Annotated in this window: 23 protein-coding genes; 15 read left to right on the forward strand and 8 right to left on the reverse strand. The window is 60.2% G+C overall.

The window, feature by feature from the left end; translation table 11 throughout:
- Positions 1 to 17 precede the first annotated feature (17 nt).
- Both ACXADQ_RS00455 and ACXADQ_RS00460 read right to left on the reverse strand, forming a co-directional pair.
- A complete protein-coding gene (locus ACXADQ_RS00455; protein ID WP_475313808.1) occupies positions 18 to 638 on the reverse strand; it encodes a cation efflux transmembrane domain-containing protein in 621 nt (206 codons plus the stop codon).
- Positions 639 to 720: 82 nt separating this feature from the next.
- Complete coding sequence (locus tag ACXADQ_RS00460; RefSeq protein ID WP_007803476.1) at positions 721 to 1,149, reverse strand: MerR family transcriptional regulator; 429 nt, start codon at positions 1,147 to 1,149, stop codon at positions 721 to 723.
- A gap of 572 nt (positions 1,150 to 1,721) precedes the next feature.
- Between ACXADQ_RS00460 and ACXADQ_RS00465 the strand changes: the two genes are divergently transcribed.
- Positions 1,722 to 3,824 carry a protein-disulfide reductase DsbD family protein gene (locus ACXADQ_RS00465; protein WP_475313810.1) on the forward strand — a complete coding sequence of 701 codons (2,103 nt, stop codon included), beginning with the start codon at positions 1,722 to 1,724 and terminating at the stop codon, positions 3,822 to 3,824.
- A gap of 99 nt (positions 3,825 to 3,923) precedes the next feature.
- Here the strand turns inward: ACXADQ_RS00465 and ccmI are convergent, their stop codons facing one another.
- Genes ccmI through ACXADQ_RS00485 form a run of 4 tightly spaced genes read right to left on the reverse strand, consistent with a single transcriptional unit; the run spans position 3,924 to position 8,101 of the window.
- Positions 3,924 to 5,075, reverse strand: a complete 1,152-nt coding sequence (gene ccmI, locus ACXADQ_RS00470; protein ID WP_475313812.1) for a c-type cytochrome biogenesis protein CcmI — start codon at positions 5,073 to 5,075, stop codon at positions 3,924 to 3,926.
- The gene (locus ACXADQ_RS00475; protein WP_108895401.1) at positions 5,072 to 5,557 is read right to left on the reverse strand and encodes a cytochrome c-type biogenesis protein; all 486 of its coding nucleotides are present in this window, start codon (positions 5,555 to 5,557) and stop codon (positions 5,072 to 5,074) included. The genes ccmI and ACXADQ_RS00475 overlap by 4 nt, the downstream gene beginning before the upstream one ends.
- Positions 5,554 to 6,108, reverse strand: a complete 555-nt coding sequence (locus ACXADQ_RS00480) for a DsbE family thiol:disulfide interchange protein (RefSeq protein WP_442417781.1) — start codon at positions 6,106 to 6,108, stop codon at positions 5,554 to 5,556. The genes ACXADQ_RS00475 and ACXADQ_RS00480 overlap by 4 nt, the downstream gene beginning before the upstream one ends.
- 1 nt (position 6,109) lies before the next feature.
- Positions 6,110 to 8,101 carry a heme lyase CcmF/NrfE family subunit gene (locus ACXADQ_RS00485; protein ID WP_108895400.1) on the reverse strand — a complete coding sequence of 664 codons (1,992 nt, stop codon included), beginning with the start codon at positions 8,099 to 8,101 and terminating at the stop codon, positions 6,110 to 6,112.
- A gap of 625 nt (positions 8,102 to 8,726) precedes the next feature.
- On the opposite strand from ACXADQ_RS00485, the gene ACXADQ_RS00490 reads away from it, so the two are divergent.
- From ACXADQ_RS00490 to lnt, 10 genes are read left to right on the forward strand one after another with little or no spacing between them, the layout of a single operon-like run.
- Entirely contained in the window at positions 8,727 to 9,293 is a 567-nt protein-coding gene (locus ACXADQ_RS00490; RefSeq protein WP_007803475.1) for an SCO family protein, read from the forward strand.
- 5 nt (positions 9,294 to 9,298) lie between these two features.
- Complete coding sequence (locus tag ACXADQ_RS00495) at positions 9,299 to 9,721, forward strand: disulfide bond formation protein B (protein WP_475313815.1); 423 nt, start codon at positions 9,299 to 9,301, stop codon at positions 9,719 to 9,721.
- Positions 9,718 to 10,377 carry a DsbA family protein gene (locus ACXADQ_RS00500; RefSeq protein WP_216340072.1) on the forward strand — a complete coding sequence of 220 codons (660 nt, stop codon included), beginning with the start codon at positions 9,718 to 9,720 and terminating at the stop codon, positions 10,375 to 10,377. Before ACXADQ_RS00495 ends, ACXADQ_RS00500 begins: the two co-directional genes overlap by 4 nt.
- Positions 10,378 to 10,399: 22 nt before the next feature.
- Positions 10,400 to 10,870: a copper chaperone PCu(A)C gene (locus ACXADQ_RS00505; RefSeq protein WP_475313818.1), complete on the forward strand. Its 471-nt coding sequence runs from the start codon at positions 10,400 to 10,402 to the stop codon at positions 10,868 to 10,870.
- Positions 10,870 to 11,496 carry an SCO family protein gene (locus ACXADQ_RS00510; protein ID WP_007803468.1) on the forward strand — a complete coding sequence of 209 codons (627 nt, stop codon included), beginning with the start codon at positions 10,870 to 10,872 and terminating at the stop codon, positions 11,494 to 11,496. Before ACXADQ_RS00505 ends, ACXADQ_RS00510 begins: the two co-directional genes overlap by 1 nt.
- Positions 11,493 to 12,866 (forward strand): M23 family metallopeptidase, encoded by a 1,374-nt coding sequence (locus ACXADQ_RS00515; RefSeq protein ID WP_007803467.1) that lies wholly within the window; start codon positions 11,493 to 11,495, stop codon positions 12,864 to 12,866. The genes ACXADQ_RS00510 and ACXADQ_RS00515 overlap by 4 nt, the downstream gene beginning before the upstream one ends.
- Before the next feature lie 3 nt (positions 12,867 to 12,869).
- The gene (locus ACXADQ_RS00520) at positions 12,870 to 13,328 is read left to right on the forward strand and encodes a DUF411 domain-containing protein (protein ID WP_007803465.1); all 459 of its coding nucleotides are present in this window, start codon (positions 12,870 to 12,872) and stop codon (positions 13,326 to 13,328) included.
- A gap of 22 nt (positions 13,329 to 13,350) precedes the next feature.
- The gene (locus ACXADQ_RS00525) at positions 13,351 to 14,133 is read left to right on the forward strand and encodes a ZIP family metal transporter (RefSeq protein WP_475313827.1); all 783 of its coding nucleotides are present in this window, start codon (positions 13,351 to 13,353) and stop codon (positions 14,131 to 14,133) included.
- A gap of 4 nt (positions 14,134 to 14,137) precedes the next feature.
- On the forward strand, positions 14,138 to 14,608 hold the full coding sequence (gene lspA / locus ACXADQ_RS00530; RefSeq protein WP_475313829.1) for a signal peptidase II: 471 nt from the start codon (positions 14,138 to 14,140) through the stop codon (positions 14,606 to 14,608).
- The gene (gene lnt / locus ACXADQ_RS00535; protein ID WP_475313834.1) at positions 14,608 to 16,179 is read left to right on the forward strand and encodes an apolipoprotein N-acyltransferase; all 1,572 of its coding nucleotides are present in this window, start codon (positions 14,608 to 14,610) and stop codon (positions 16,177 to 16,179) included. Before lspA ends, lnt begins: the two co-directional genes overlap by 1 nt.
- 261 nt (positions 16,180 to 16,440) lie before the next feature.
- On the opposite strand, the gene mntR is transcribed toward lnt, so the two are convergent.
- On the reverse strand, positions 16,441 to 16,899 hold the full coding sequence (gene mntR / locus ACXADQ_RS00540) for a manganese-binding transcriptional regulator MntR (RefSeq protein ID WP_008327326.1): 459 nt from the start codon (positions 16,897 to 16,899) through the stop codon (positions 16,441 to 16,443).
- A gap of 97 nt (positions 16,900 to 16,996) precedes the next feature.
- Between mntR and ACXADQ_RS00545 the strand changes: the two genes are divergently transcribed.
- From ACXADQ_RS00545 to phnE, 4 genes are read left to right on the forward strand one after another with little or no spacing between them, the layout of a single operon-like run.
- Positions 16,997 to 18,874: a cytochrome c peroxidase gene (locus ACXADQ_RS00545; RefSeq protein ID WP_475313840.1), complete on the forward strand. Its 1,878-nt coding sequence runs from the start codon at positions 16,997 to 16,999 to the stop codon at positions 18,872 to 18,874.
- On the forward strand, positions 18,874 to 19,749 hold the full coding sequence (locus ACXADQ_RS00550; protein WP_475313845.1) for a phosphate/phosphite/phosphonate ABC transporter substrate-binding protein: 876 nt from the start codon (positions 18,874 to 18,876) through the stop codon (positions 19,747 to 19,749). The genes ACXADQ_RS00545 and ACXADQ_RS00550 overlap by 1 nt, the downstream gene beginning before the upstream one ends.
- Positions 19,746 to 20,528, forward strand: coding sequence for a phosphonate ABC transporter ATP-binding protein (locus tag ACXADQ_RS00555; RefSeq protein ID WP_475313850.1), 783 nt, complete (start codon positions 19,746 to 19,748; stop codon positions 20,526 to 20,528). Before ACXADQ_RS00550 ends, ACXADQ_RS00555 begins: the two co-directional genes overlap by 4 nt.
- On the forward strand, positions 20,528 to 21,286 hold the full coding sequence (gene phnE / locus ACXADQ_RS00560) for a phosphonate ABC transporter, permease protein PhnE (RefSeq protein WP_085818092.1): 759 nt from the start codon (positions 20,528 to 20,530) through the stop codon (positions 21,284 to 21,286). Before ACXADQ_RS00555 ends, phnE begins: the two co-directional genes overlap by 1 nt.
- A gap of 3 nt (positions 21,287 to 21,289) precedes the next feature.
- Here the strand turns inward: phnE and ACXADQ_RS00565 are convergent, their stop codons facing one another.
- On the reverse strand, positions 21,290 to 21,799 hold the full coding sequence (locus ACXADQ_RS00565; protein WP_085818091.1) for a L,D-transpeptidase family protein: 510 nt from the start codon (positions 21,797 to 21,799) through the stop codon (positions 21,290 to 21,292).
- Positions 21,800 to 21,839 lie beyond the last annotated feature (40 nt).

The following is a 21,839-nucleotide window of genomic DNA, read 5'->3' on the forward strand; positions in this document are numbered from 1 at the left end:
AGCTTCAAGCCCCGATTTCAGGCGATGTCCTCACTTGCCTGATTGTCATCGTGCACCGCCTTGTGGTGTTCACCATGCGCGTCTTTCAGGATACCGACGCCACCCCAGGCCGCGATGCCGGCGACAATCACGCCCACGACAAGGTCCGGCCAGTTCGTTCCGAGCCAAGCCACGAGCCCGCCTGCGACGACGATTTCGAGATTGGCCGCGAAGTCGTTCCAGCTGAAGGTATTCGCCGCTCGGATGTTTACGTCTGGATCGCGAAGCCGTGCCAGCAGCCAGACGCAAAGTGCGTTGATGGCCGCCGCTACCAGCGCCATGACAATCATGATCGTGCCAAGAGGATCCGATCCGCCGACGTAGCGGCGCCACGCGTCATACAGGATTCCAAGGGCGAAGAGGATCAGCAGGCCGCCCGAAACGTTCGCCGCTCCGCGCTTCCACTTGGCGGAGCGGGACAGCGCGAAGAGGCTGATCGCGTAGACGAAACTGTCCGACAGATTGTCGAGGCCATCGGCGATAAGCGCGCTTGACTCGCCGAATGCGCCCGAGGCGAAGAAAGCGACTGCCAGCCCGATGTTGAGACCCAGCACGATCCAGAGTGTGCGTCTTTCCGTTGCGTTTCTCTGCTCCGCCATGCCGGGTATCCAAATTAGTGAATTGCCAATGAGTAACTAACACCGGGCTTTTTGCGTTCCGATCAAAGGTCGTCGAAATTGCTCAGGCGCCGATCTCTTCATGGTCGGTCAGGCATTCGGAATGGTCGCGCAGTACCTCGAGCACACGGCAATCAGAAGTCTGTCCGCCGCTGCACTCATGCACCATCCGCTTCAATTCCGTCCGCAGCGCCTCGAGCCGCGCCAATCGTTGCTCGACCTGTTTGAGTTGCCGACGGGCTATTGCATCCGCCTCAGCGCAGGACTTTCCCGGATGATCGCTGAGATCGAGGAGCTCACGGATCGCGTCCAACGAGAACCCCAGTTGCCGTGCGTGCCGGACGAATGACAAGCGGTCGAGTTCGGCGTCGCCATAGCGTCGTTGGCCCCCCTCGGTCCTGCCGGGCTCAGGCATAAGTCCGATCTGCTCGTAATACCGGATGGTCTGCACCTTTGTTCCGGTCTTCTTCGCCAGCGTCCCAATCGTCAGCATTTCCGCTCCCCACATTACCTACAGTGGGTGTAGCTTTATGCGGTGCGCATCACAAGCTTCACCCGAGTTTCACAGATCGGTGATTGTTGGCCGATCGATGACAATCACGCTTGAACCTACAGTAGCTAGAGGATGTAAACGCACACAAAATATAGAATCAGGTTCGGGCGGAGCGGCGTGAGGCTTTCAGGTCTTCAGAAGGTATTGTGGGTGTTGGCGGGCGCGGCGGCGTTCGTTTTCATCTGGCTGTTCCTGTGGTTTGACTATTTTGTCGACCAGCTTCGAGACTCGACGGGCGAACTACGGAGGTACCGTGAAAAGTTAGTTGAGGACTAACCTTTAAACGGCGCTAGCCTATAAGCGCGGCACCATGGAGAGCGGGTCAAATTTGTGTTTGACGCAGATAAAGAGACTGTTTTGCAGGAAGCTTAAATGAGCATCGCTGTTGCTTCGTAATTCGGACCCTTTGCTGTGCCCACTGTTTGAGGGGTCGACGGCACCGCAACGCGTTCGGGAACAGCACGTTGCAGCAACTTCCCGAGACTGAGCGCGAAGAAAAAAGAGGTCAGAATATGCGTATAACCTTGGCAGGGTATCATGGATTGCTTGTCGGTCTCGCACTCTTTCTTGTTTTAGTGGCAAGCCCAGTTCGCGCCTTGGAATCCAATGCGTATCGTTCCGAAGTTCTGACGGCACGTTTGATCGTCGCGGAAGCAGGAATCGCCCCAGGATCGCAGTTCCTTTCGGCGGGTTTGAAGATTGAACTGGAGGAAGGATGGAAAGCGTACTGGCGGTCGCCAGGCGAGGTTGGCCTGCCGCCGGAGATCGATTGGGAGGGGTCCACAAACCTTGAATCCGTCGACATGCTTTGGCCCGCACCCACGCGTTTCCGCGCCTTCGGAATTGAAAATTTCGGCTATGCCAAACAAGTAATATTTCCATTGCAGTTGCGGCTTGCGAACTCTGATAGAGCGGCCGAGCTGAAGGGACTCGTCGATCTGCTGATCTGCTCCAATGTGTGCATTCCGGAAAGGTTTGAATTGACACTCCCTGTGCCATTGGGAACGGGCGTCGATGCGAAAGCCGCGACCGATATCGCGACATGGGCCGCTCGCGTACCTGTTGCAGGGCCAGAAAGTGCAATAGCGGTCTCGGGCGCATCGCTGAAGCAGGATCAGGCATTGGTTGTTCAAATGACGCGGCCTTCTGGCTGGAACAATCCCGACCTTTTTCCAGAGTTTGGTGCAAGCTCTGCATTCGGCGCACCCGACATCCGCCTTACAAGTGATCGCACCGGTCTCTGGGCAAGTATCCCGATTCTCGCGTTAAGCGAGGAACAAACCTCCCTTCGAATTACGGTCGTAGACGAGGATGTCGCGGTTACATTCGATGATGTGAACACTACCGACGTTGTACCTGCGCCACCTTACTCATCCGAGACCAGCCAAGATAGGGGTCAGTTTTTCCCGATTCTTTTGCTGTCCTTCCTGGGAGGGTTGATACTGAACTTAATGCCATGCGTCTTGCCCGTTCTATCGATCAAATTCGGATCGGCGCTCCGAATGAAGAATCGCTCCGTTTCACAATTGCGCGCGGGGTTTCTCGCTACGGCTGGGGGAACTGTTGCTTTCATGTGGGTGCTGGCCTTGGCGGTCATAGCGCTGCAGACGCTCGGATATGCCGTTGGATGGGGCGTGCAGTTTCAGAATGCATATTTTCTGATCGCACTCATTCTCGTTGTCGGACTCTTCGCGGCAAATTTGTTTGGTGTTTTTGAAATTTCCTTGCCCAGCAGCTGGATGGCTAGGCTATCTGGCCGCTTTGGGCGGGGGTATGTCGAAGACTTCTCCACCGGCGCTCTGGCTGCGATACTTGCAACGCCTTGTTCCGCCCCGTTGCTGGGGACAGCCATTGCCTTCGCCCTTTCCGGCACGACAGGCGATATACTTGCGGTTTTCACAGCGATGGGGATTGGGCTTGCACTGCCATATATTCTGGTTGCCGCTTGGCCTGGTTTCCTGTCTCGACTGCCCAAACCGGGACCCTGGATGATAAGCGTGAAGATCGTTCTCGGATTGCTGCTTGCCGGAACCGTTGCATGGCTATGCTGGGTCTTGATTGGTGTGACGTCGCCAACCCTCACAGGCCTGGTGCTGCTGGGTCTTGGGCTCATCGTACTGGCGGCGAGAGCCTATCAGGTTCAGCCTCGTAACGGTTTGCTGTGGGGAATGACTGCGGTTTTGGGCATGACGTTGGCGGCCCCTGCACTGCTGCCAAAAAGCTCCGATGATGTAACAAACTCGATCACTTCTTACTGGGTCGAGTTCGACCGGTCCCGGATCGCGCGTGAAGTGTCGCAGGGCAAAACTGTCTTCGTGGACGTTACTGCGGATTGGTGCATCACTTGTAAAGCAAACAAAACCCTGGTCCTGGATCGTGAACCAGTTTTGGGAGCACTTGGCGAGGAAGGCGTGATTGCGATGCGCGCGGATTGGACGCGACCGGACGCGAAAATCCAATCCTATCTGGAGGCGCACGGCAGATACGCAATTCCGTTCAACATCGTCTACGGTCCAGATGCTCCTGAAGGTATCATTTTATCTGAATTGCTATCCGCGGATGCCGTTCTCAAAGCGCTGTCGGATGCCAACCTCAGCGTTGCCCGAGAACAATGACACTGTGCCGTTGCATCGCTCAAGGGAGGCAGAACCTACAGTGGTTTAGTTTCAGGTGAAGGGAAAGCTGTTATGTATCTGAGACCACGCGGCCCCAATTTATTTGTTGATCCGATCCAATCGGGCCGTGGCGGCGGCACGCATAGGGTCGGTTTCCGGAAGGCTTTCGGCCAAGGTGCGCGCATTGTCAGCGGCGTTCTGGGCAGCATCAAAGTCACCCAATACACTGTACGCCTCCGCAAGCCGAAGCCATCCTTCAAGATTGTCTTGGTCATCCAACAATCGCGCCGCCAAGCGGTCAACCATGGAGCGGACGAAAGCGCTGCGTTCCTCGACCGACATGTCCTGAGCGGCCTCGATATCGGCCGCACCGGGCCTGCGCGCGTCCCGAGAGTCCGGAAAGAAATCAGCTAGGGTGACAGGGCTCTCTCCGACCTGTTCCCCCAATCGGTTGGCGACAGAAAGGAAAAGTTCCATCCACGGATAGGCGCGATCCGCTCTCTTGAGGCGCTCGATCAAAAGCGTCCTCGCTTCATCTGGAACCCCGTCCTGTTCGAGGATCCGGGCTCTATAGAAAATTGGGCCTGGATCATCGGGGTCCATCTCCGATGCGCGTTCGATCACGCTTTCCGCTTGCGGCGTCACGATCCCGTTCTCGGCTGCGATCAAGGCCTCGGCATATAGCAATAGGGTTGAGATATCTGCATTGTCGCGGAAAGTGACGCGTTCGAATGCCTCGGCGGCATCATCGTAACGAGCCATTGTCATATAGGTCTGACCGAGCAGAACCCAACCATCACTTGGTCCACCAGACTCGTCTGCTTCAAGCCGGGTTTTTAGTCTCTGGGTCAACTCTGAGAGGTTTGCGGCTTCCTGGGTTTCAGATGCGCGAGACGCCAGAGGCTGGCTTTCGATCTGTGGCGAGCCGATTTGAGAATACAGAGCGAAGGCTACCAAGGGCGTGGCAATGGCGGACGCGAAGATGGTGCTTCGCCCACTTGCGCGCGACGACTCACGTGTCGCAAGCCGACCGGCAGCCAGAATGCGGCGTTTGATTTCAACCCTGGCCGCTTCGGCCTCGGTAACGGATATCAGATTCCGCTCTTGATCAGTATCAATTTCGGAAAGCTGATCCTTGAGGATAACCAACGCTCCATCCTTTCTGTTCAGGACTTCACCCGTTCGATAGAGACCGGACAAGAACAGAAGGACAGTGATGGATGCCATAGCGCATAATACCAACCAAATCATGGGTCTCTCCGTCCTTCATTTTCATGAAAAATGGCTTTGAACTCACGCTCTTCATCGGGGCTCAGTGGATCAGCAGTGCCATCAAGAACGGCCCTGCTTCGGCGCCTGATTGTGACAAAGACAACGCCAATCCCAGCGGCAAAAAGAACCGCTGGTCCGAACCACAACAGATACGTGGCGGGTTTCAGGCGCGGCCTGAACAGGACGAAGTCACCATATCGATCTACGAAAAACGCAATGATCTCGTCATTTGTTTCACCTGCAATCAGACGTTCGCGCAGCAAGGTGCGCATCGTTCGGGCAACACCCGCATTTGAGCTATCGATATCCTGATTCTGGCAGACAACGCAGCGCAGCTGCTTTGAGAGCTCCCGGGCGCGCGACTCAAGCACTGGATCATCCAGCAACTCATCTGGCTCCACAGCCCATGCCGCGGTTGTTGCGGCAAGCACCAGCACCAGTGAATAGAGCCAACTCTTCATGATTGACCACCTGCTGCGGCCAACGCAGCACGAATTTCATCCTGTGCCTCTGGCGTCACAATGGGACCAACGTAGCGATATACTACGATATCGTTTGCATCGATCACAAACGTCTCAGGCACCCCCGAAATACCCCATTCGATACCGACCCGGCCCTCGCTGTCTGATCCGATCCTTTCATAGGGGTTGCCAAGCTCCTCCAGCCAGTTTGCGGCATCTGCTGGTTTGTCCATGTAGTTAATCCCCATCAGCCGAATACCGTCTTGTTCAACAAGCCTGGTTAGCACCGCATGCTCAGCACGACAGGGCACGCACCATGAAGCGAATACATTGACCAAAACCGGCTCGCCAATGCTACGAAGAGCTGCGGTCGACAGTCCGGGTGTCTGCGTGCCCTCTACCGGTGGAAGTTCAAAGTCCGGAACTGGTTCGGAGACCAAAGCGGAAGGGATTGCGTTAGGATCTCGGGCCGGGTTTAGCCCCCAGAACAAAAATCCACCCAAGATCACTGCGACCAGCGCTGGCATCGCGAGAAGGATTTTCTTCATCATATCATTCCGCCGGTCGAAGCGCTGACGACCGGCTTTTTGGCGACGGCGCACCCACCCGCAATCTGCGGTCCGATAGCGAAAGGGACCCGCCAAGCACCAGCATCATCGCTCCGATCCATATCCAGTTGACCAGTGGCTCGTAGAGAACGCGCAAATTCCACTGGCCCGACGCCGTATCGGCCGCGGGCTCACTGATGGTGACGTAGAGATCTCCGGTGAGCGTTGATCTGATTGCAGATTCGGTTGTTGAAGTCCCCGCGACCGGATAGCTTCTGCGCTCCGGACGAAGAAGCGCAATCTCCCGTCCATCTTTCAAGACGCGAAGCTGGCCTTGTTGTGCGATGTAGTTTGGACCACGCAACCGTTCGACGCCGTCAAATACTACCTCAAAACCGGCGATTTCTACGGTCGTCCGCGGTTCTGCGAAAAGAACACGTTCTTCTTTCCAAGCAGTTGAACCTACGAATCCAAGCACAAGCATTGCAACGCCGAGATGCGCGAGCGTCATACCGTGCGCAGCGCGCGGCAGGTTTCGTGCGCGACGCAGAGACTGTGAAAGCGGTAAATTAAAGAGCTTGATGCGCAGCGTCCATTCGCGCAACGTCGCAAAAAAAACCCAGGCTGCAATCCCTATCGAGACCACGGCAAGCAGGGGCCCGTCTGTCTGAAGGTACCAAACGATCCCCGCAATACCAATCGCGATACCAAAAACCCAGCGCAGCCGCTGCCAGATACCGGGAAGATCGGCCCGTTTCCAAGACAGGAATGGGCCAACTCCCATTATAATGACGAGCGGCAGCATGAAAGGGATAAACGTCGCGTTGAAATACGGTGGTCCTACAGAGATCTTTTCTTCAGTCACCGCTTCCACAAACAATGGATAGAGTGTTCCAAAAAGGACGGTCGCCGTTGCGGTCGCGAGCAGAAGGTTGTTGAGCAAAAGCCCGGCCTCGCGGCTGATTGGCCGAAAGACGCCACCCGATCCAAGCTGAGGCGCGCGCCATGCGTAAAGTGTCAGTGAGCCGACAATGGTCACGCCAAGAAGGCCGAGAATGTACACGCCGCGCGCCGGGTCGACCGCGAACGCGTGAACGGATGTCAAAATGCCGGACCGGACGATAAATGTCCCCAGAAGTGACAGCGAAAAGGTCAGGATGGCCAAAAGAATGGTCCAGCTTTTGAACGTGTCCCGCTTTTCCGTGACGATAGCGGAGTGCAGGAGTGCTGTACCCAGCAGCCATGGCATGAAGGATGCGTTTTCAACCGGGTCCCAAAACCACCAGCCGCCCCAGCCAAGTTCGTAATAGGCCCACCAAGAGCCGAGTGCGATCCCCGCAGTGAGGCTGATCCAGGCCGTCAGAGTCCAAGGCCGCACCCAACGCGCCCATGCGGGATCCACCCGACCCTCTATCAGAGCCGCGACCGCAAAGGAGAAGACGATCGAGAAGCCGACATACCCAAAATACAAGAGCGGGGGATGCATCGCCAACCCGATGTCCTGCAGCAGAGGATTAAGGTCTGTGCCATCCAGAGGCGGCGGAAACACCCGCTCGAACGGATTGGATGTAAAGAGCATGAAGCTCAGGAAACCGACGCTGATCCAGGCTTGAACGGATAGAGTTCGCGCTTTGAGACCAACCGGAATGTTTCTGCCCAGCAGCGCGACCCCAGCTCCGAAAAGTACGAGAATAAGGGTCCAGAGAAGTAGGGACCCTTCGTGACTGCCCCAGGTGCCCGCAAACTTGAAGATCATCGGCTTCAGCGAGTGGGAATTCTCCACCACGTTTCGAACCGTGAAGTCACTGACAACAAATGATCGCATGAGTGCGCCGAATGCCATGGCAACCAACACCAGCTGCAGCGCGGCTGTCGTCTTGGCACTTTCCATCCAAAGCACGCGCCCCGTGCTTGCCCCGACAATTGGCAGGATGCTTTGAACAATCGCGACGGCAAGCGCCAGGATAAGTGCGAATTGTCCGATCTCAGGTGTCATTTTGCGTTCTCCTGAGTAGCGCTTCTGCATCCGAGCCGGACAAGGTTTCTGCATTGGGGGAATTCAGCATGATCATCGTTCATCGTTCATTCTAGTGAGATCATATCGCGACATTCTCCACTTTCCGCCTGTGTTCGCTTCTGTAAATCGCAAACGGGATGGGGGTGGGCGGAAAACCGAGTGGGATGAAGTTCTTTGTGCGTGCATGCCGTGAGCAGAATCCGACAGTTGATTCGCGTTGTTTGTAGTTCCTGCAGTTGCTGTAGGTTCAAGCGTTATTTTAGACTGATACCTTAATAAATAACTCATGCTTGCAGTGCATCTGCGTAGCAGCTTTATATCTGCAGGTCCGTTTTCCGCAGGCGTCGGATTTAGCGGAACTTGCCGTTGCCTTCCCTCGATGGCCACCCGTAGGGTCAGACGAAGCAGCGAAACATTGAGTGACGGCAGGTTTTGAAGCGCTGAATAGAGAGCATTAACTTCACAGGTGCGTGACGTGCTGCCGCAGGGCAGGAATCACGCTTGAACCTACAGTAGCTAGAGGATGTAAACGCACACAAATTAGAGAATCCAATTCGGGCGGAGCGGCGTGAGGCTTTCAGGTCTTCAGAAGGTATTGTGGGTGTTGGCGGGCGCGGCGGCGTTCGTTTTCATCTGGCTGTTGCTATGGTCCGACTACCGTGCCGATCTTGCCCGCACCGAGAGTGAACCACCGTTTCTTGCTGATTTCGAACTGACCGATCATCGCGGCATGGTCCAAACGGACGAAGATTTCGCAGGGCGCTGGATGCTGGTCTTCTTTGGCTTCACCAATTGCCCCGACGTCTGTCCGACAACACTGTCCGAAGTCGCGGCCGTGATGGAGGGCCTGGGCGATGAGGCAGCAATGGTTCAGCCGATTTTCATAACGATTGATCCGGAGCGGGATACGCCGACTGCACTTGCCGAGTATGTGCCCCTGTTCGACGCAGGGATCATCGGGCTGACCGGTACACCGGAGCAGATCGCCGCGACATCCGAAACCTTTCCGATATTCTTTGAGCGGATCGAGCAGGCGACTGCGCCGGGCGGATACACGATGGGTCACACGTCGCATCTTTTCCTTTTCGACACGCAAGCAGGCTTCGCGGACTCCTGGCCCTACGGCACGCCCGCCGAAGAGATCCTCGCCGATCTGAGACAGAGGATCTGATCGTCATGACCCGACTTTCCGGAGAGACGGCCCTTGGCCTGGCCTGGATCATCGCGCTCACCGCGTCGCTTGCCGTGCTCTTCATCGGCGAGGTTCTGGGGCAGACACCTTGCGTGCTCTGCTGGTTCCAGCGTGCCTTCATGTTCCCCTTGGGCATCATCCTCGGGCTTGGGCTGTGGTGGCAGGATCGGCGCGTGGGTCGCTACGGGATCGCGCTGGCAATCGGGGGCGCCGCCATAGCACTTTGGCACCTCGGCCTCTATGTCGGGCTGATCCCCGAACGCATCCAGCCCTGCACGGCGACCGGCCCATCCTGTACCGACGACAATCAATTGGTCTTCGGCGTTCCGATCCCCCTGATGGCGCTCGCCGCCTTCGTGGTGATCGGGCTGCTGTCGGCCGTCTCACTGAAGGAAACACAAGAATGAAACGACGCGGCCTCATCCTGTCCGTTCTCGCGCTCGGTGTCGCCGGTTTCGGCGGTGCCGCCTGGTATGCCCGCCGCCCCGACCCGAGTGCCGCGGCCGATCCCATCGACCCTGAATTGGCCGACGCGCTGATCCGACCCTATTCCCCGATCCTTGGACCTGCGGATGCGCCCGTAACCATCGTTGAATTCTTCGACCCAGCCTGCGAGGCATGCCGCGCTTTCTATCCGGTCGTCGAGGATATCATGGCGGAGCACAGAGACGCGGTGCGTGTTGTAATTCGCTACACGCCTTTTCACGGCGAGGCGTCAGTAGAAGCGATCCGTGTGCTCGAGGCGGCGCGCATGCAGGACGTGTTTGAACCCGTGCTTGAGGCAGTCCTGCGCGAGCAGCCGAAGTGGGCCTCGCACGGGGCGCCGGAGCCGGGTTTGATTTTACAGATAGCTTCGACCGCAGGGCTCGATACGGATGCCGCCCGGACACAGATGCTGGCCCCCGGTGTCGTGGCGGTGCTCAACCAGGACCGCGCCGATGTCGAGACAGTCGGGGTCCGCCAAACGCCCACGTTCTTCGTGAACGGCAAGCCTCTCGATCCGTTCGGCGAGGCCGAATTGCGGAGGCTGGTGGCAGTGGAAGTTGCGGCAAGCCAAAGCTGATTTGCGGAAGCAGGAGAAACGAGTGGTGAAGAAGCTGAGATATACCAATGCATTGGCCGTGCTTCTGGCGGTTGCAGGGTTGTCGGCCCCCGCACTGGCCGGTTCGGAGGATGTCGTGGTCGAGAACGCGTGGTCCCGCGCCTCGATCGGCGTCAACAGGCCAGGTGCCGCCTATTTGACCGTGCGCAACACGGGTGAAGACGCCGTGACGCTGACTGGACTTGCGACACCGCTGGCAATGATGCCCGAGATCCATGAGTCGAAAACCAACTCCGATGGCGTCAGTTCCATGGCGCCTGCAGGCGAGATCACGATTGAGCCCGGCCAAAGCGTGGCATTGGAGCCGGGCGGGTTGCACGCCATGCTCATGAAGCTGCAAGAGCCGATGACCGAAGGCGAGAATTTCCCGCTGACACTGACCTTCTCGGATGGCGGCAAGGTGACGGTCGAGGTCCCAATCCTCGGAATCGCCGCGCGTGGACCGGAGGGCTGATGCAACGTCGGCAGCTCCTTCTATACGGCGCAGCCGGTGCCGGCGTTCTTGGCCTGACGCTCTTCGTGGGCTGGTGGCGGGTGGACGGGCCCGGTGCGCCTGAACCAAAAGGGCAGCGGCCCCTGCCCCTATCGGCGATGGAGTTCCGGCTGACCGACCACGAGGAAAATGAGGTAGGGCCTGGCAACCTGATCGGTCGTCCCACAATGGTGTTTTTCGGGTTCACCTACTGCCCGGACGTCTGCCCGACGACCCTATCGGATATTTCCGGCTGGCTTGAGGAACTGGGCGACGAAGCATCAGAGATGAACGTGGTCTTCATCACGGTCGACCCGGAGCGGGACACGGTCGAGGCCATGGCCGAATATGTCGGCTATTTTCATCCGGTCATTCGTGGCTGGACGGGGCCGGAAGACCAAATTGCCCGCGCTGCAGAAGGGTTTCGTGCCTCATTTGAGCGCGTCCCGACTGAGGGCGGCGGCTATACGATGAACCATACGGCAAGCGTATTCCTGTTCGATGCCGAGGGTGAGCTCGTCACCATGATCGACTATCACGAGCAAAGAGAATTCGCGGTGCCGAAGATCCAGCGCGCACTGACAGAAGACGTAGAGGGGGCAACATGAAGATAAGAACTGTCTTGGCGGCCGTTGCGGTCGCAGGCGCATTTTCGGTGACCGCCATCGCCATCTCTGGCGTTCTGTCCAAAGAACCGGTGCCCCCTGCGATTGCTGAAGCGACCCTCTGGACTCCCAATCCGCTTGCGCCGCCTCGGATTACCGAAACCAATTCGGTCCGCCCTACACTCGCCCAGGCGGATATCGCATTCGAGTTCAGACCCCGGCCGCTCCTGACCGTTTCCCCCGCTGATACCTCCTTGCCATCTATCGAGCCCCCGCTGGTCACCTGGTCGCGGGAGATTGCGTCCGGCGAGACGCTTGATGCGGTCCTTTCCGATGCGGGGCTGGATGCTTCGGATCGCGCCGAAATCGCCTTGGCGATTGGCACGGAATACGATCTGCGCCGTCTGCGTCCGGGTCACATCATTACGGTGGTTTCCACAACGGACGACAACCCGCGTCGTGTAGAGCTCGCCGTCGAAGACGGTGTCCGGATAGAGGCGGTCTTCGGCGAACAGCTTGCCGCCCGCGTGTTGGACCCGGATCCCGAATTGGTGACTTTCGCCGGCGAGGCGGTGATCGAGAGCTCGATTTTCGCCGCCCTGAACACGGCAGACATCCCCGCCCGTTTTGCGGTGGACCTGGCGCAGATGCTGGGCGGCACCGTGGATTTCCGTCGTGATCTTGCGGGTGGCGAGACGATGCGCCTCCTTTGGCGCGAGGCCCGAGACGGGAACAAGAGGATTGGTCAGCCCGAGCTTGCCTTTGCCGCACTGGATATCGATGGCTCGGTCTATGAAATCGTCTGGCCGAACGACGGCAGCGGCCAAGCGACGATCTATGTCGACGGAGAAGTCCTGCGCGTGTTTGCGCAACCGGTCGAAGGTGCACGGCTGAGTTCTGTGTTCGGGCGCCGCACCCATCCGGTCTACGGCAATGTACGGATGCACACAGGAGTCGACTTCGCGGCGGCGCGCGGCACGCCGGTACAGGCGACGGCGCCGGGCCGCGTTAGCTTCATCGGCCGACGCGGTGGGTATGGCCGGGTCGTCGAGATCGCTCATGGCTCCGACACCCTGACGCGCTATGCGCATCTGAGCGCCGTACCGGACGGGCTCACACAAGGGCAACGCGTGATGGCCGGAGATATGATCGGGCGGGTCGGTGCGACGGGTACCGCGACAGGCCCCAACCTACATTACGAAGTGCTGGTGGACGGTCGCCCAACCGACCCTCTCTCTGACGACCGATTGGCAGAGGCGGCCGAGCGTGAAGCGGACGACACGGCCGCGCTTGAGCGACTGCGTGAGGCGCGTTCACTTCTTGCTGAGAGGCTCGCCAGCGAATTTGCACAGACGACAACCGAAAGGCTTTGATCCATGAAACGATTTACTCCCGCCCTTGCCATCGCATTTGCCTTGCTTCCTGCGGCGCAGGCCGTCGCAGAGGCGATTCAGATCGACGTCCGGAAGACAAACGGCTGCGGCTGTTGCCTGTCCTGGATGAAGCACCTCGAGGAGAATGGCTTCGCGCCGATGGGCGAGGACATGTTCGGAGGATCTCTTGTGCGCTTCAAACTCGACAATGGCGTGCCGCAGCGCATGGTCTCCTGCCATACGGCTTTGGTCGACGGCTATGTGATCGAGGGCCACGTGCCGGCGGCTGACATCCAACGCCTGCTGGAGGACCGGCCAGACGCGGTAGGCCTGGCGGTGCCGGGAATGCCCTACGGGTCGCCCGGCATGGGACCGGAGGACGACCGGGAGGCTTACGATGTCTTCCTGATCCACGAAGACGGATCGACCGAGGTCTACACCAGCTACTCGGCTCCTGACTGAACTCGCGGCAGAACCTTAACAATTGGAACCCCTCTCCCCCATAGCGCTTGGCTTTCTTGGAAGCCTGGCCGCCGGATCGCTGACCGCGGTCGGGGCGGTCCCCGTTCTTTTTGGGCGCATCCCGTCCCGGGCCACGCGCGATCTGCTGCTTGGCTTCGCGGCGGGTGTCATGCTCGCGGCTTCGTTCTTCTCGCTGATCATCCCGGCTCTCGACGCAGCTGAAGGACAGTTCGACAACGGTGCTCTCCCGGCGGCCATCGTATGTGTTGCGATCCTGCTTGGCATGGGCGCGATCGCTCTGATGAACGAACGGCTACCGCATGAACATTTCAAGACGGGGCGGGAAGGTCCCGACGCCGCATCGCTGCGGCGCGTCTGGCTTTTCATCATCGCAATCACGATCCACAATTTTCCCGAAGGGCTTGCCGTCGGCGTCGGGTTCGGGGCTGACGGTTTGTCGGGCGGGTTACCACTTGCGATCGGCATCGGCCTCCAGAATGCGCCCGAAGGTCTGGCGGTGGCGGTTTCGTTGCTCGGCGAGGGCTATTCCAGGTTTCGTGCTTGGGGCATCGCCGCCCTGACAGGTCTTGTCGAGCCGGTAGGTGGGCTTCTTGGGGCTGGGATCATCAGCATCTCGCAGCCGCTGTTGCCATGGGGCCTCGCCTTCGCCGCCGGGGCGATGCTCTACGTCATCAGCCACGAAATCATTCCGGAAACCCACCGTTCCGGCCATCAGAACAGGGCGACGCTCGGCCTCGCGGTTGGCCTTGTGATCATGTTGTTCCTCGACGTCTGGCTGGGATAAGCGGATGAGAACTTGCCTCTTCGTCGGTCTGCTTGCTGCTCTGATCGCCTTTCTTGTCGATCAGGCAACGAAGGCAATCGTTGTTTCCAATGCGACTGTTCTTAGTTCCGGCGTATCGGTCTTTCCCGGCTTCAATCTCATCTACCTGCGCAATGACGGGGTGACCTTCGGGCTTCTCGGCGGTGCGCCGTGGTGGAGCCTTGTCGTATTGGCGCTTGGCATCTGCGTCTGGTTGGCGGCTATGCTGATCCGTTCCGGCAGCCGGGTCGAGGCCATTGCCTATGGTGCGATCATCGGCGGTGCTCTCGGCAATATTCTGGACCGCCTGCGCTATCGTGCGGTGACGGATTTCCTCGATTTCTACATCGGGACGGCGCACTGGCCTGCCTTCAACTTGGCCGATGTTTTTGTGGTTGGCGGCGTGGTGCTGCTGCTCGTTGCGCCCTGGGTTGGCGCTCGACTTCAGATCGATTGATGAAGCTGGGTTTGCCGCAGTTCGTTAGTGAAGACCCGAACCTGTTCCAGCGCATGGGTCTTGCCCTTGCTGCCGGCGGATTGACGGTTTTGACCCTTCCGCCGTTTTCTTGGCTCATCGCGGTCCCCGTCGCCTTCTCCGTGCTCTTTGTCGTTCTCCGGAACATCTCAACCTCGCGCGCTTTCCTTGTCGGTTGGGCTTTCGGACTGGGCCAATTCGGGATTGGAATTTCCTGGATCGCCGAGAGCTTCTATGTCGATTCCGAACGTTTCGGTGCTCTTGCGATCCCGGCAGTCGCGGGGCTGTCCGCCGGACTGGCCATTTTCCCGGCGATTGCGGCGATGTTATTTGCAACCATCATGCAGCGCCGTGCTGCCGACGGCATTACGGCAGGTCTTCTGCTTGCAACCTGCTGGGTTGCCGCAGAATGGCTGCGGGGGCATGTCCTGACGGGGTTTCCCTGGAACCTTGCCGCTTATGCCCTTGTCGATTATGCCGCCCTGCGCCAACCCGCCGCCTGGGTCGGAAGCTACGGTTTGGGCTTTCTCACGGTCTTCATCGGCATATTGCCAGGTGTGTTGACTGTGGCGGCGCCAAAGAGACGCGCGCCTGTTCTCGTGCTCTTCGCCGTTGCTGTGACGGGTCTCTGGGTTGGCGGTGCGCTTCGGTTAGGTCAGGACGTGCCGCCCACAGACGTTGCTTTGCGCATCGTCCAAGGCAATGTTCCACAAGTCGAGAAGTGGGCACCGGGCAGCCGCGAGCGAACCTTGGAAAAATACTTGGGCTTGTCCGCGCAACCCGGACATTTCGATGTGCTGCTTTGGCCGGAAACGGCCTTTCCCGGTTTTCTGGACGAGGACGCCTTGGCGCGTAGGCGGTTATCCACGGTTCTGCCAGACGGCAGGATCCTTTTGACAGGTGCGCCTGACCGCGTAGAGGGCGATGGGGAAACCCGATATTTCAACACGGTTCAGGCCTATGACGGCAGCGGCGAAATTCTGACGGGATATGCAAAACATCATCTTGTTCCGTTCGGGGAATATGTGCCCCTGAGAGGCTGGCTGCCGATCGAGCGGCTGACCGAAGGTTTGGGCGATTTCACGCCAGGACCAGGGCCACGCACGCTGGCGATCCCGGGTGCGCCTCTGGTCGCAGTGGCGATCTGTTACGAAATCATTTTTCCGGGCCAGGTAGTCGATGACCTTTTCCGCCCCGACTGGATATTCAACGCCACAAATGATGCCTGGTTCGGAACCAGCATTGGACCCGAGCAGCACCTCGCCTCCGCGCGGATGCGCGCGGTCGAGGAAGGGCTTCCCGTGGTCCGGGCGGCCAACACCGGGATATCCGCGATCATCGACACCAATGGCGAGGTCGTCGCGCGTCTCGATACCGGGGAAACAGGCGTCATCGATGCCGGCCTGCCGGGCGCGCGTACTCCAACGCCCTATGCGCGGTTCGGCGACTGGACCTTGTCGGTTCTTGTTTTTGGGTGCTGGGTCTTCGGCTGGCTGGCCAGTTTGCTCGGACGAGATCCCGATGCGCGGCATTTTGGAACGGAGGTATCCTGATGCTTGTGATCGTGAGCGCTATCGGAGGCGCGATCTGGGGTGGCTATCTGGCACGACGGAGGAGGGGGAATCATCTGGATATCCTCCAATATGCGGTAGCGTCTGCGATCGCCTTCGGACTTGTCGCCCTGTTTGCAACCATCGAGCTGTCGCGGGTTCTCGGCTAGCGAGCTTCGAAATTGCGCAAACGTGTCAGCGGCTTGAAGACCCGATAGCTCGAGGTCCCGATAGAGAATCGCGCGAATGTGCATCTAGGCGAGCTCATTTCTGATTGAGCCGTCGCTCGAACGCCTCCAATGTCGTCCCGCTGACGTGATGCTCGATCCCTTCCGCATCGCGTTCCGCGGTCTCTTCGTCGATTCCCAGGCTCAGAAGAAAGGCGACGACGACCCTGTGGCGGCGTCGACAGATCTCCGCGAGGTCCTGCCCGGCATCGGTGAGGAATATCGCGCGGTATGGCTCCCGCCGGACCAGACCAGCAGCCTTGAGCCGCGAGATGTTCTTGGTCACGGTCGGCGGCTTCACGCCAAGCCGCTCGGCGATCTCGACCGGTCTGGCCTCCCCGCGCGTCTCGATCAGTTCCGCGATCAGTTCGACGTAATCCTCCGCCATCTCGCTTTCATGTGCCTGACGCACGGTCGCAAAGCCATCGGCCTGCGCCTCGGGAGCCCGGTCGACCGCTTCGAATGGCTCACGCCCTTGTGATTGTAGCTTTGTCATACTCGGGACTTTGCAGCGAAACAGCGGGATTGACAACTTGTTTGCTTCGGGTAGATAAGTTAGCCATGTCTAACTTTGTACTTTGGAGGCCGTGGTGATGCGAAATATTATGAGAGTGCTGCTCGCCACACTCGCAAGTGCGCTCCTCCTGTCCGGACCTGTCGCCGCGACGCCGGCCAAGGAGGCGCCTTGGCTTCCCGAGGCAGCGGCCTACCGTCTGACGCTCTTTCTTGGAAATCTCGAGCCTCTGCCCTGGGACGACATCGAGACCGCCTGGACGGAACCCTACCGGGGTTCGGAATTCTCTGTCGGGGCGCTGGCGTGGCTGGACCGCAAAAGCGATATCGAGCCCGACGGTCTCCTGGACGCTATAATGCGCGAAGACCTGCAGGCGGTCTTCGCCGAGGCGACGCGGCTTGTAGCGCTCAGGATTGAGGAGAATTTGGACCGTGCTCTCGCGGCCGAAGAATTGGCGACAGCACAGCTGGCGGTGCAGACGGCACGCGAACTCTACCGTGCGTTTGAGGATGGTATCGCGGCGGCCGATCCCGAAGCTGCAAGACGCATCGGCCTCGCCTGGCTGGAGCTCAACAGCAGCACAGGTTCCGCTGGTGTTCTCGGCGCTGGCGCCACATCTGCGGATCGCGACACGATGGAAGCCGCCCGTGCAGTCATCTCCGGCTATCTTGCGGAGAACTACCTCCTGGACAGTTTCGCTCCGCGCCGGACGCTGAGCGCCCTGCCGGAAACAGCTGTGCTCAGCGGAAAGGCCATCGAGGTACCGCCAAGCCTGCCGCCTGGGTCCGACATCTTCGATCAGGACCCGCTGCCGCTGCTCGTGCTCAACTTCGAGGAACAGGGCATCGACGAGACCGATCTGCCGCTTGTTGCCTACGGCGACATGCTGTTCGACAGCGCGCAACTCTTTGGAAGCCCGGCGCAGGATCTCGGGATCGCCTGCTCGACCTGTCACAACCGCTCGGACGTCAACCAGCGGCTCTTCATCCCCGGCGCCAGCCACCAACCGGGCGCGATCGACGTGGACGGCGCCTTTTTCAACCCGATCTTCAATGACAGGCGCGACGACCCGCTCGACATTCCCAGCCTGCGCGGCTTGCGTTTTACCGGTCCCTACGGCCGCGATGGCCGCTTCGCCTCCTTGCGCGATTTCACCCGCAACGTGGTCGTCAACGAGTTCGGCGGGAAGGAACCGACGCCCTTCATGCTGGACGCTCTCGTCGCCTACATGCTCGAATTCGACTTCCTGCCGAATTCCATGCTGACGACTGATGGCCGTCTGACCGACACGACCCAAGAGGCCGCCCGGCGCGGCGAGGAGATCTTCAATACGCCCTTCGCCGGGCTCGGCGATCGGTCCTGCGCCAGTTGCCACGTGCCAGACGCGAACTTCCTCGACCGGCAGGCCCACGACATCGGCTCAGTAGCGCCGGGCTACGAGGGGGCCCGCGCCGGTGCGCTGGACACGCCCACGCTGCTCGGCACGGCCTATACCGCCCCCTATTTCCACGACGGGTCATTGCCGACGCTGGCCGCCGTCGTGGACTGGTTCGACGAGACGAAATCGCTTGGGCTTACCGAGGAAGACCGCGCCGACCTAACCGCCTATCTCGAGACCGTTGGCGCGGCAGACGAGCCCTATGAAGCCTTCGACACCGAGAACACCGCTTTCCGGCTGGCATTCGCCGAACTGACGACCTTCGCCTCGACAATCGATACGCTACTGCCGCGGCGGGACGCGGAGCATATCCTGCTGCTGACCGACACCGTGGCCGCGGACCTCTCGGCGGACGCCAGTACCATGTCGAACCTCCCCGCCCGGCCCGAGGTCTATGCGCTGGCCGAACGTCTGGCCGCGGTCGGCGCCGCCGTCCGTGCCGATGACTGGAAGGCCGCCGAAGCAAGCTGGACCGCGTTCAAGTCCGAAGCCGATGCAATCGAAGAGAGGGCATTCTGATGCCGGTCCATCTGACCCGTAGAACGATACTGACCTTGGTCGGCGCGGGCGCGGTGTCGCTGGCGACACCTCTCGCCGCGCAAGACGTAACCCTGCGGCTTGCCTTCATCCCGCAAGAGAACCCCGACAAGCTTCTGGGGGACATCGAGGCCATCACCGGATGGCTGGCAGAGGAGATCGGCGTCCCCGTCGAGGGGTTCGTCACCATCGACCATGCAGCGGCGGTCGAGGCGCTGCGCAACGGCGACGCGGATATCTCCTTCATGGGCGCCCTGCCCTTCGTTCTGGCCGAGGCCGAGATCGGTGCCGTGCCGCTCCTGTCCGAGGTCTACCGCGACGCGCCGAGTTATACGGGCCGCATCTTCGTGCGGCGCGACAGCGGCCTCGGCGCGCTCGCAGACCTGCGCGGACGCGACATCGCATTCGCGGATCCGATCTCGGAATCGGGCTATCTCTATCCGCTCGCCGAATTCGTGGAGGCCGGGCTGATCGAAGGCCCTGGACAGGCGGACGCATTCTTCGGCCGTGTCTTCTTCGCGGGCGGCTACCAACAAGCCATGCAGGCAATGGCCGAAGGCCTGGTCGATGCCGCGGGCGCCAGCCAGTATGCCGACCTGCTTCTGACACCGCAGCAACAGGCGGAGGTAACCTGGATCGCGGAAAGCGCGCCGATCCCGAGCCATTTGGTGATCGCTCGCCCGGGGCTCGACACCGACCTGCAGGCCCGGTTTGTCGACGCGATGCTGCGGCTCAATGCGCCGGAAAACCGCGAAAAGCTGCGCTATCTCTACGGTCCGGACGGCTATGTCAGGGCCGACTCCGCCGCCTATGACGGCGTACGCGATATGGCACGGCAATACGGGCTGTTGCGATGAGCACAGCTATCGAAATAGACGACCTGAGTTTTGCCCATACGGGCGCGGACCTTCCGGCGCTGGAGCGGGTCTCGTTTCGGATTTCGGCGGGCGAGAGCGTCGCTTTGCTCGGCCCGTCCGGGGCGGGCAAGACGACCCTGCTGGCACTGCTCGACGGCAGGCTCCAAGGCTGGAGCGGGCGGGTATCCGTTCTGGGTGCGCCGCTCGATCCCGACCGCCCGCCGCCGAGCGCGCGCCGTCCGGATACCGGTTTCGTGTTTCAGGAGTTTGCGTTGGTCGAGCGTTCCACGGTTCTGCGTAACGTCCTGAATGGCCGCGTGGGGCGCATGTCGCCGCTGCGGGCCCTGATGGGATCGCCGACCAAGCATGATCTGGAGATTGCGCGCACGGCACTTGCCGATTGCGGCATTGCCGATCTTGCCGAACGCAGGGTCGACAGTCTCAGTGGTGGGCAGCGACAGCGCGTCGCCATCGCGCGGTGTCTGGCGCAGGAGCCACGGCTGATCCTCGCCGACGAGCCGGTGAGCAACCTTGACCCCACGCGTGCAGGTGAGATCCTGGCGCTGCTGACCGGGGCGGCGCAAGCGCGCGGCGCGACGGCGCTGTTTTCGTCGCACCAGCCCGACCTGGCGCGGCGTTTCGCGCAGCGCATCATCGGCATTCGTGGCGGGCGGATCGCCTTCGATGTGCCGGCCTCCGAGTTGAACGAGGATGCGACAGCGGAGCTCTATCGGGCGGTTGAGCCAATCCCCGGTATCGGCCTCAGGGCGGTGTCCTGATGGCGTTCCGCGGGTTTGGCGGCTTTACGACGAGTGGTCTGATCGCCGCCGCGATCCTGTGGTCCTTCGCCACGACCGATGTCGAGTTGTCGCGTCTCATGTCGGCCGGCCCGCGCATTGCCGATTTCCTCGGTCGGATGTTTCCGCCTGACCCGACGGTGATGGCCGAGATCAAGAAGGGCAGCGCGGAAACGCTGCGGATCGCGATCCTCGGCACCCTCGGTGCTGTGATCCTGTCCGTTCCCCTCGGCATTCTCGCGTCTGAGACGATGGTATCGCCTGCGGTGTTCCGGCCGATCCGAACGCTGCTTGCTTTCATCCGGGCGATTCCGCTGATCCTCGTGGCCATGCTCATGGTGGGCGCTGTCGGGCTCGGGCCGTTGCCCGGCATCATCGCGGTCGCCTTTCATGCCACCGGGATGCTCGCCAAGTTCTATGCCGAGGCGATCGACGGCGTGTCCCGCGCGCCGATCGCCGCACTGGAAAGCGCGGGCGCCGGGCCGCTCGTGCGGCTCAGATACGCGATCTGGCCGCAGATGGCGCCGGTCGTCGCCCGCGACACGATTTTCCGGTTCGAGTTGAACCTGCGCGAGTCGCTGATCCTCGGCATTGTCGGCGCGGGCGGGATCGGTTTTTACATCCAGACCTACGTGCGCTCTTTCCAGTATGACAAGGCGGCCAGCGTCACGATTGCCGTCGTCGTCATGGTCATCGCCATCGAAGCTATCAACGTTGCGCTGCGCCGTCGTTTTGCCTGACCATCAGGTATAGATGTCGATCGGTGTCCCGTCCCGCACCATGGCGTAGATATCCTCGATCTGCCGGTCGGTGACGGAGATGCAGCCCGCGGTCCAGTCGCGTTTGTTCATCGGGTCGATCCCCTTGCGGGGCCCCCCGTGGATGAAGATGTCGCCACCCGGCGATTTTCCTTGCGCCTCCGCGAACGCGATGTCGGCCTCATTGGGATATGAGATGCCGATGGAGAGGTGGAAGAGGCTGTCCGGGTTGCGCCGGTCAATCGCGTAGGAGCCCTCCGGCGTGCGGCCGTCTCCTTCGAACTGCTTGTGGCCTTCGGGCGCGAAGCCCAATCCGATGGGATAGGTCCGCAAGACATCATCCGCCCCGTCCAGAACCAGCAGCCGCTGCGCCTTGTACATACGCAGCCGGGTCACTTCGGGACCGTTGTAGGACCGGAACTTGCCGGCACAGCCTGACAGGAAGACGCCCAATCCGCCCAACAGCAAGACCCGCCGTGGAATTCTGGTATTCATCACCGCTCGACGCCCCTTTTGCGAGGTCTGGTTGATGTCA

It is taken from the genome of Thalassovita sp. ABM4_323, from assembly GCF_056158665.1.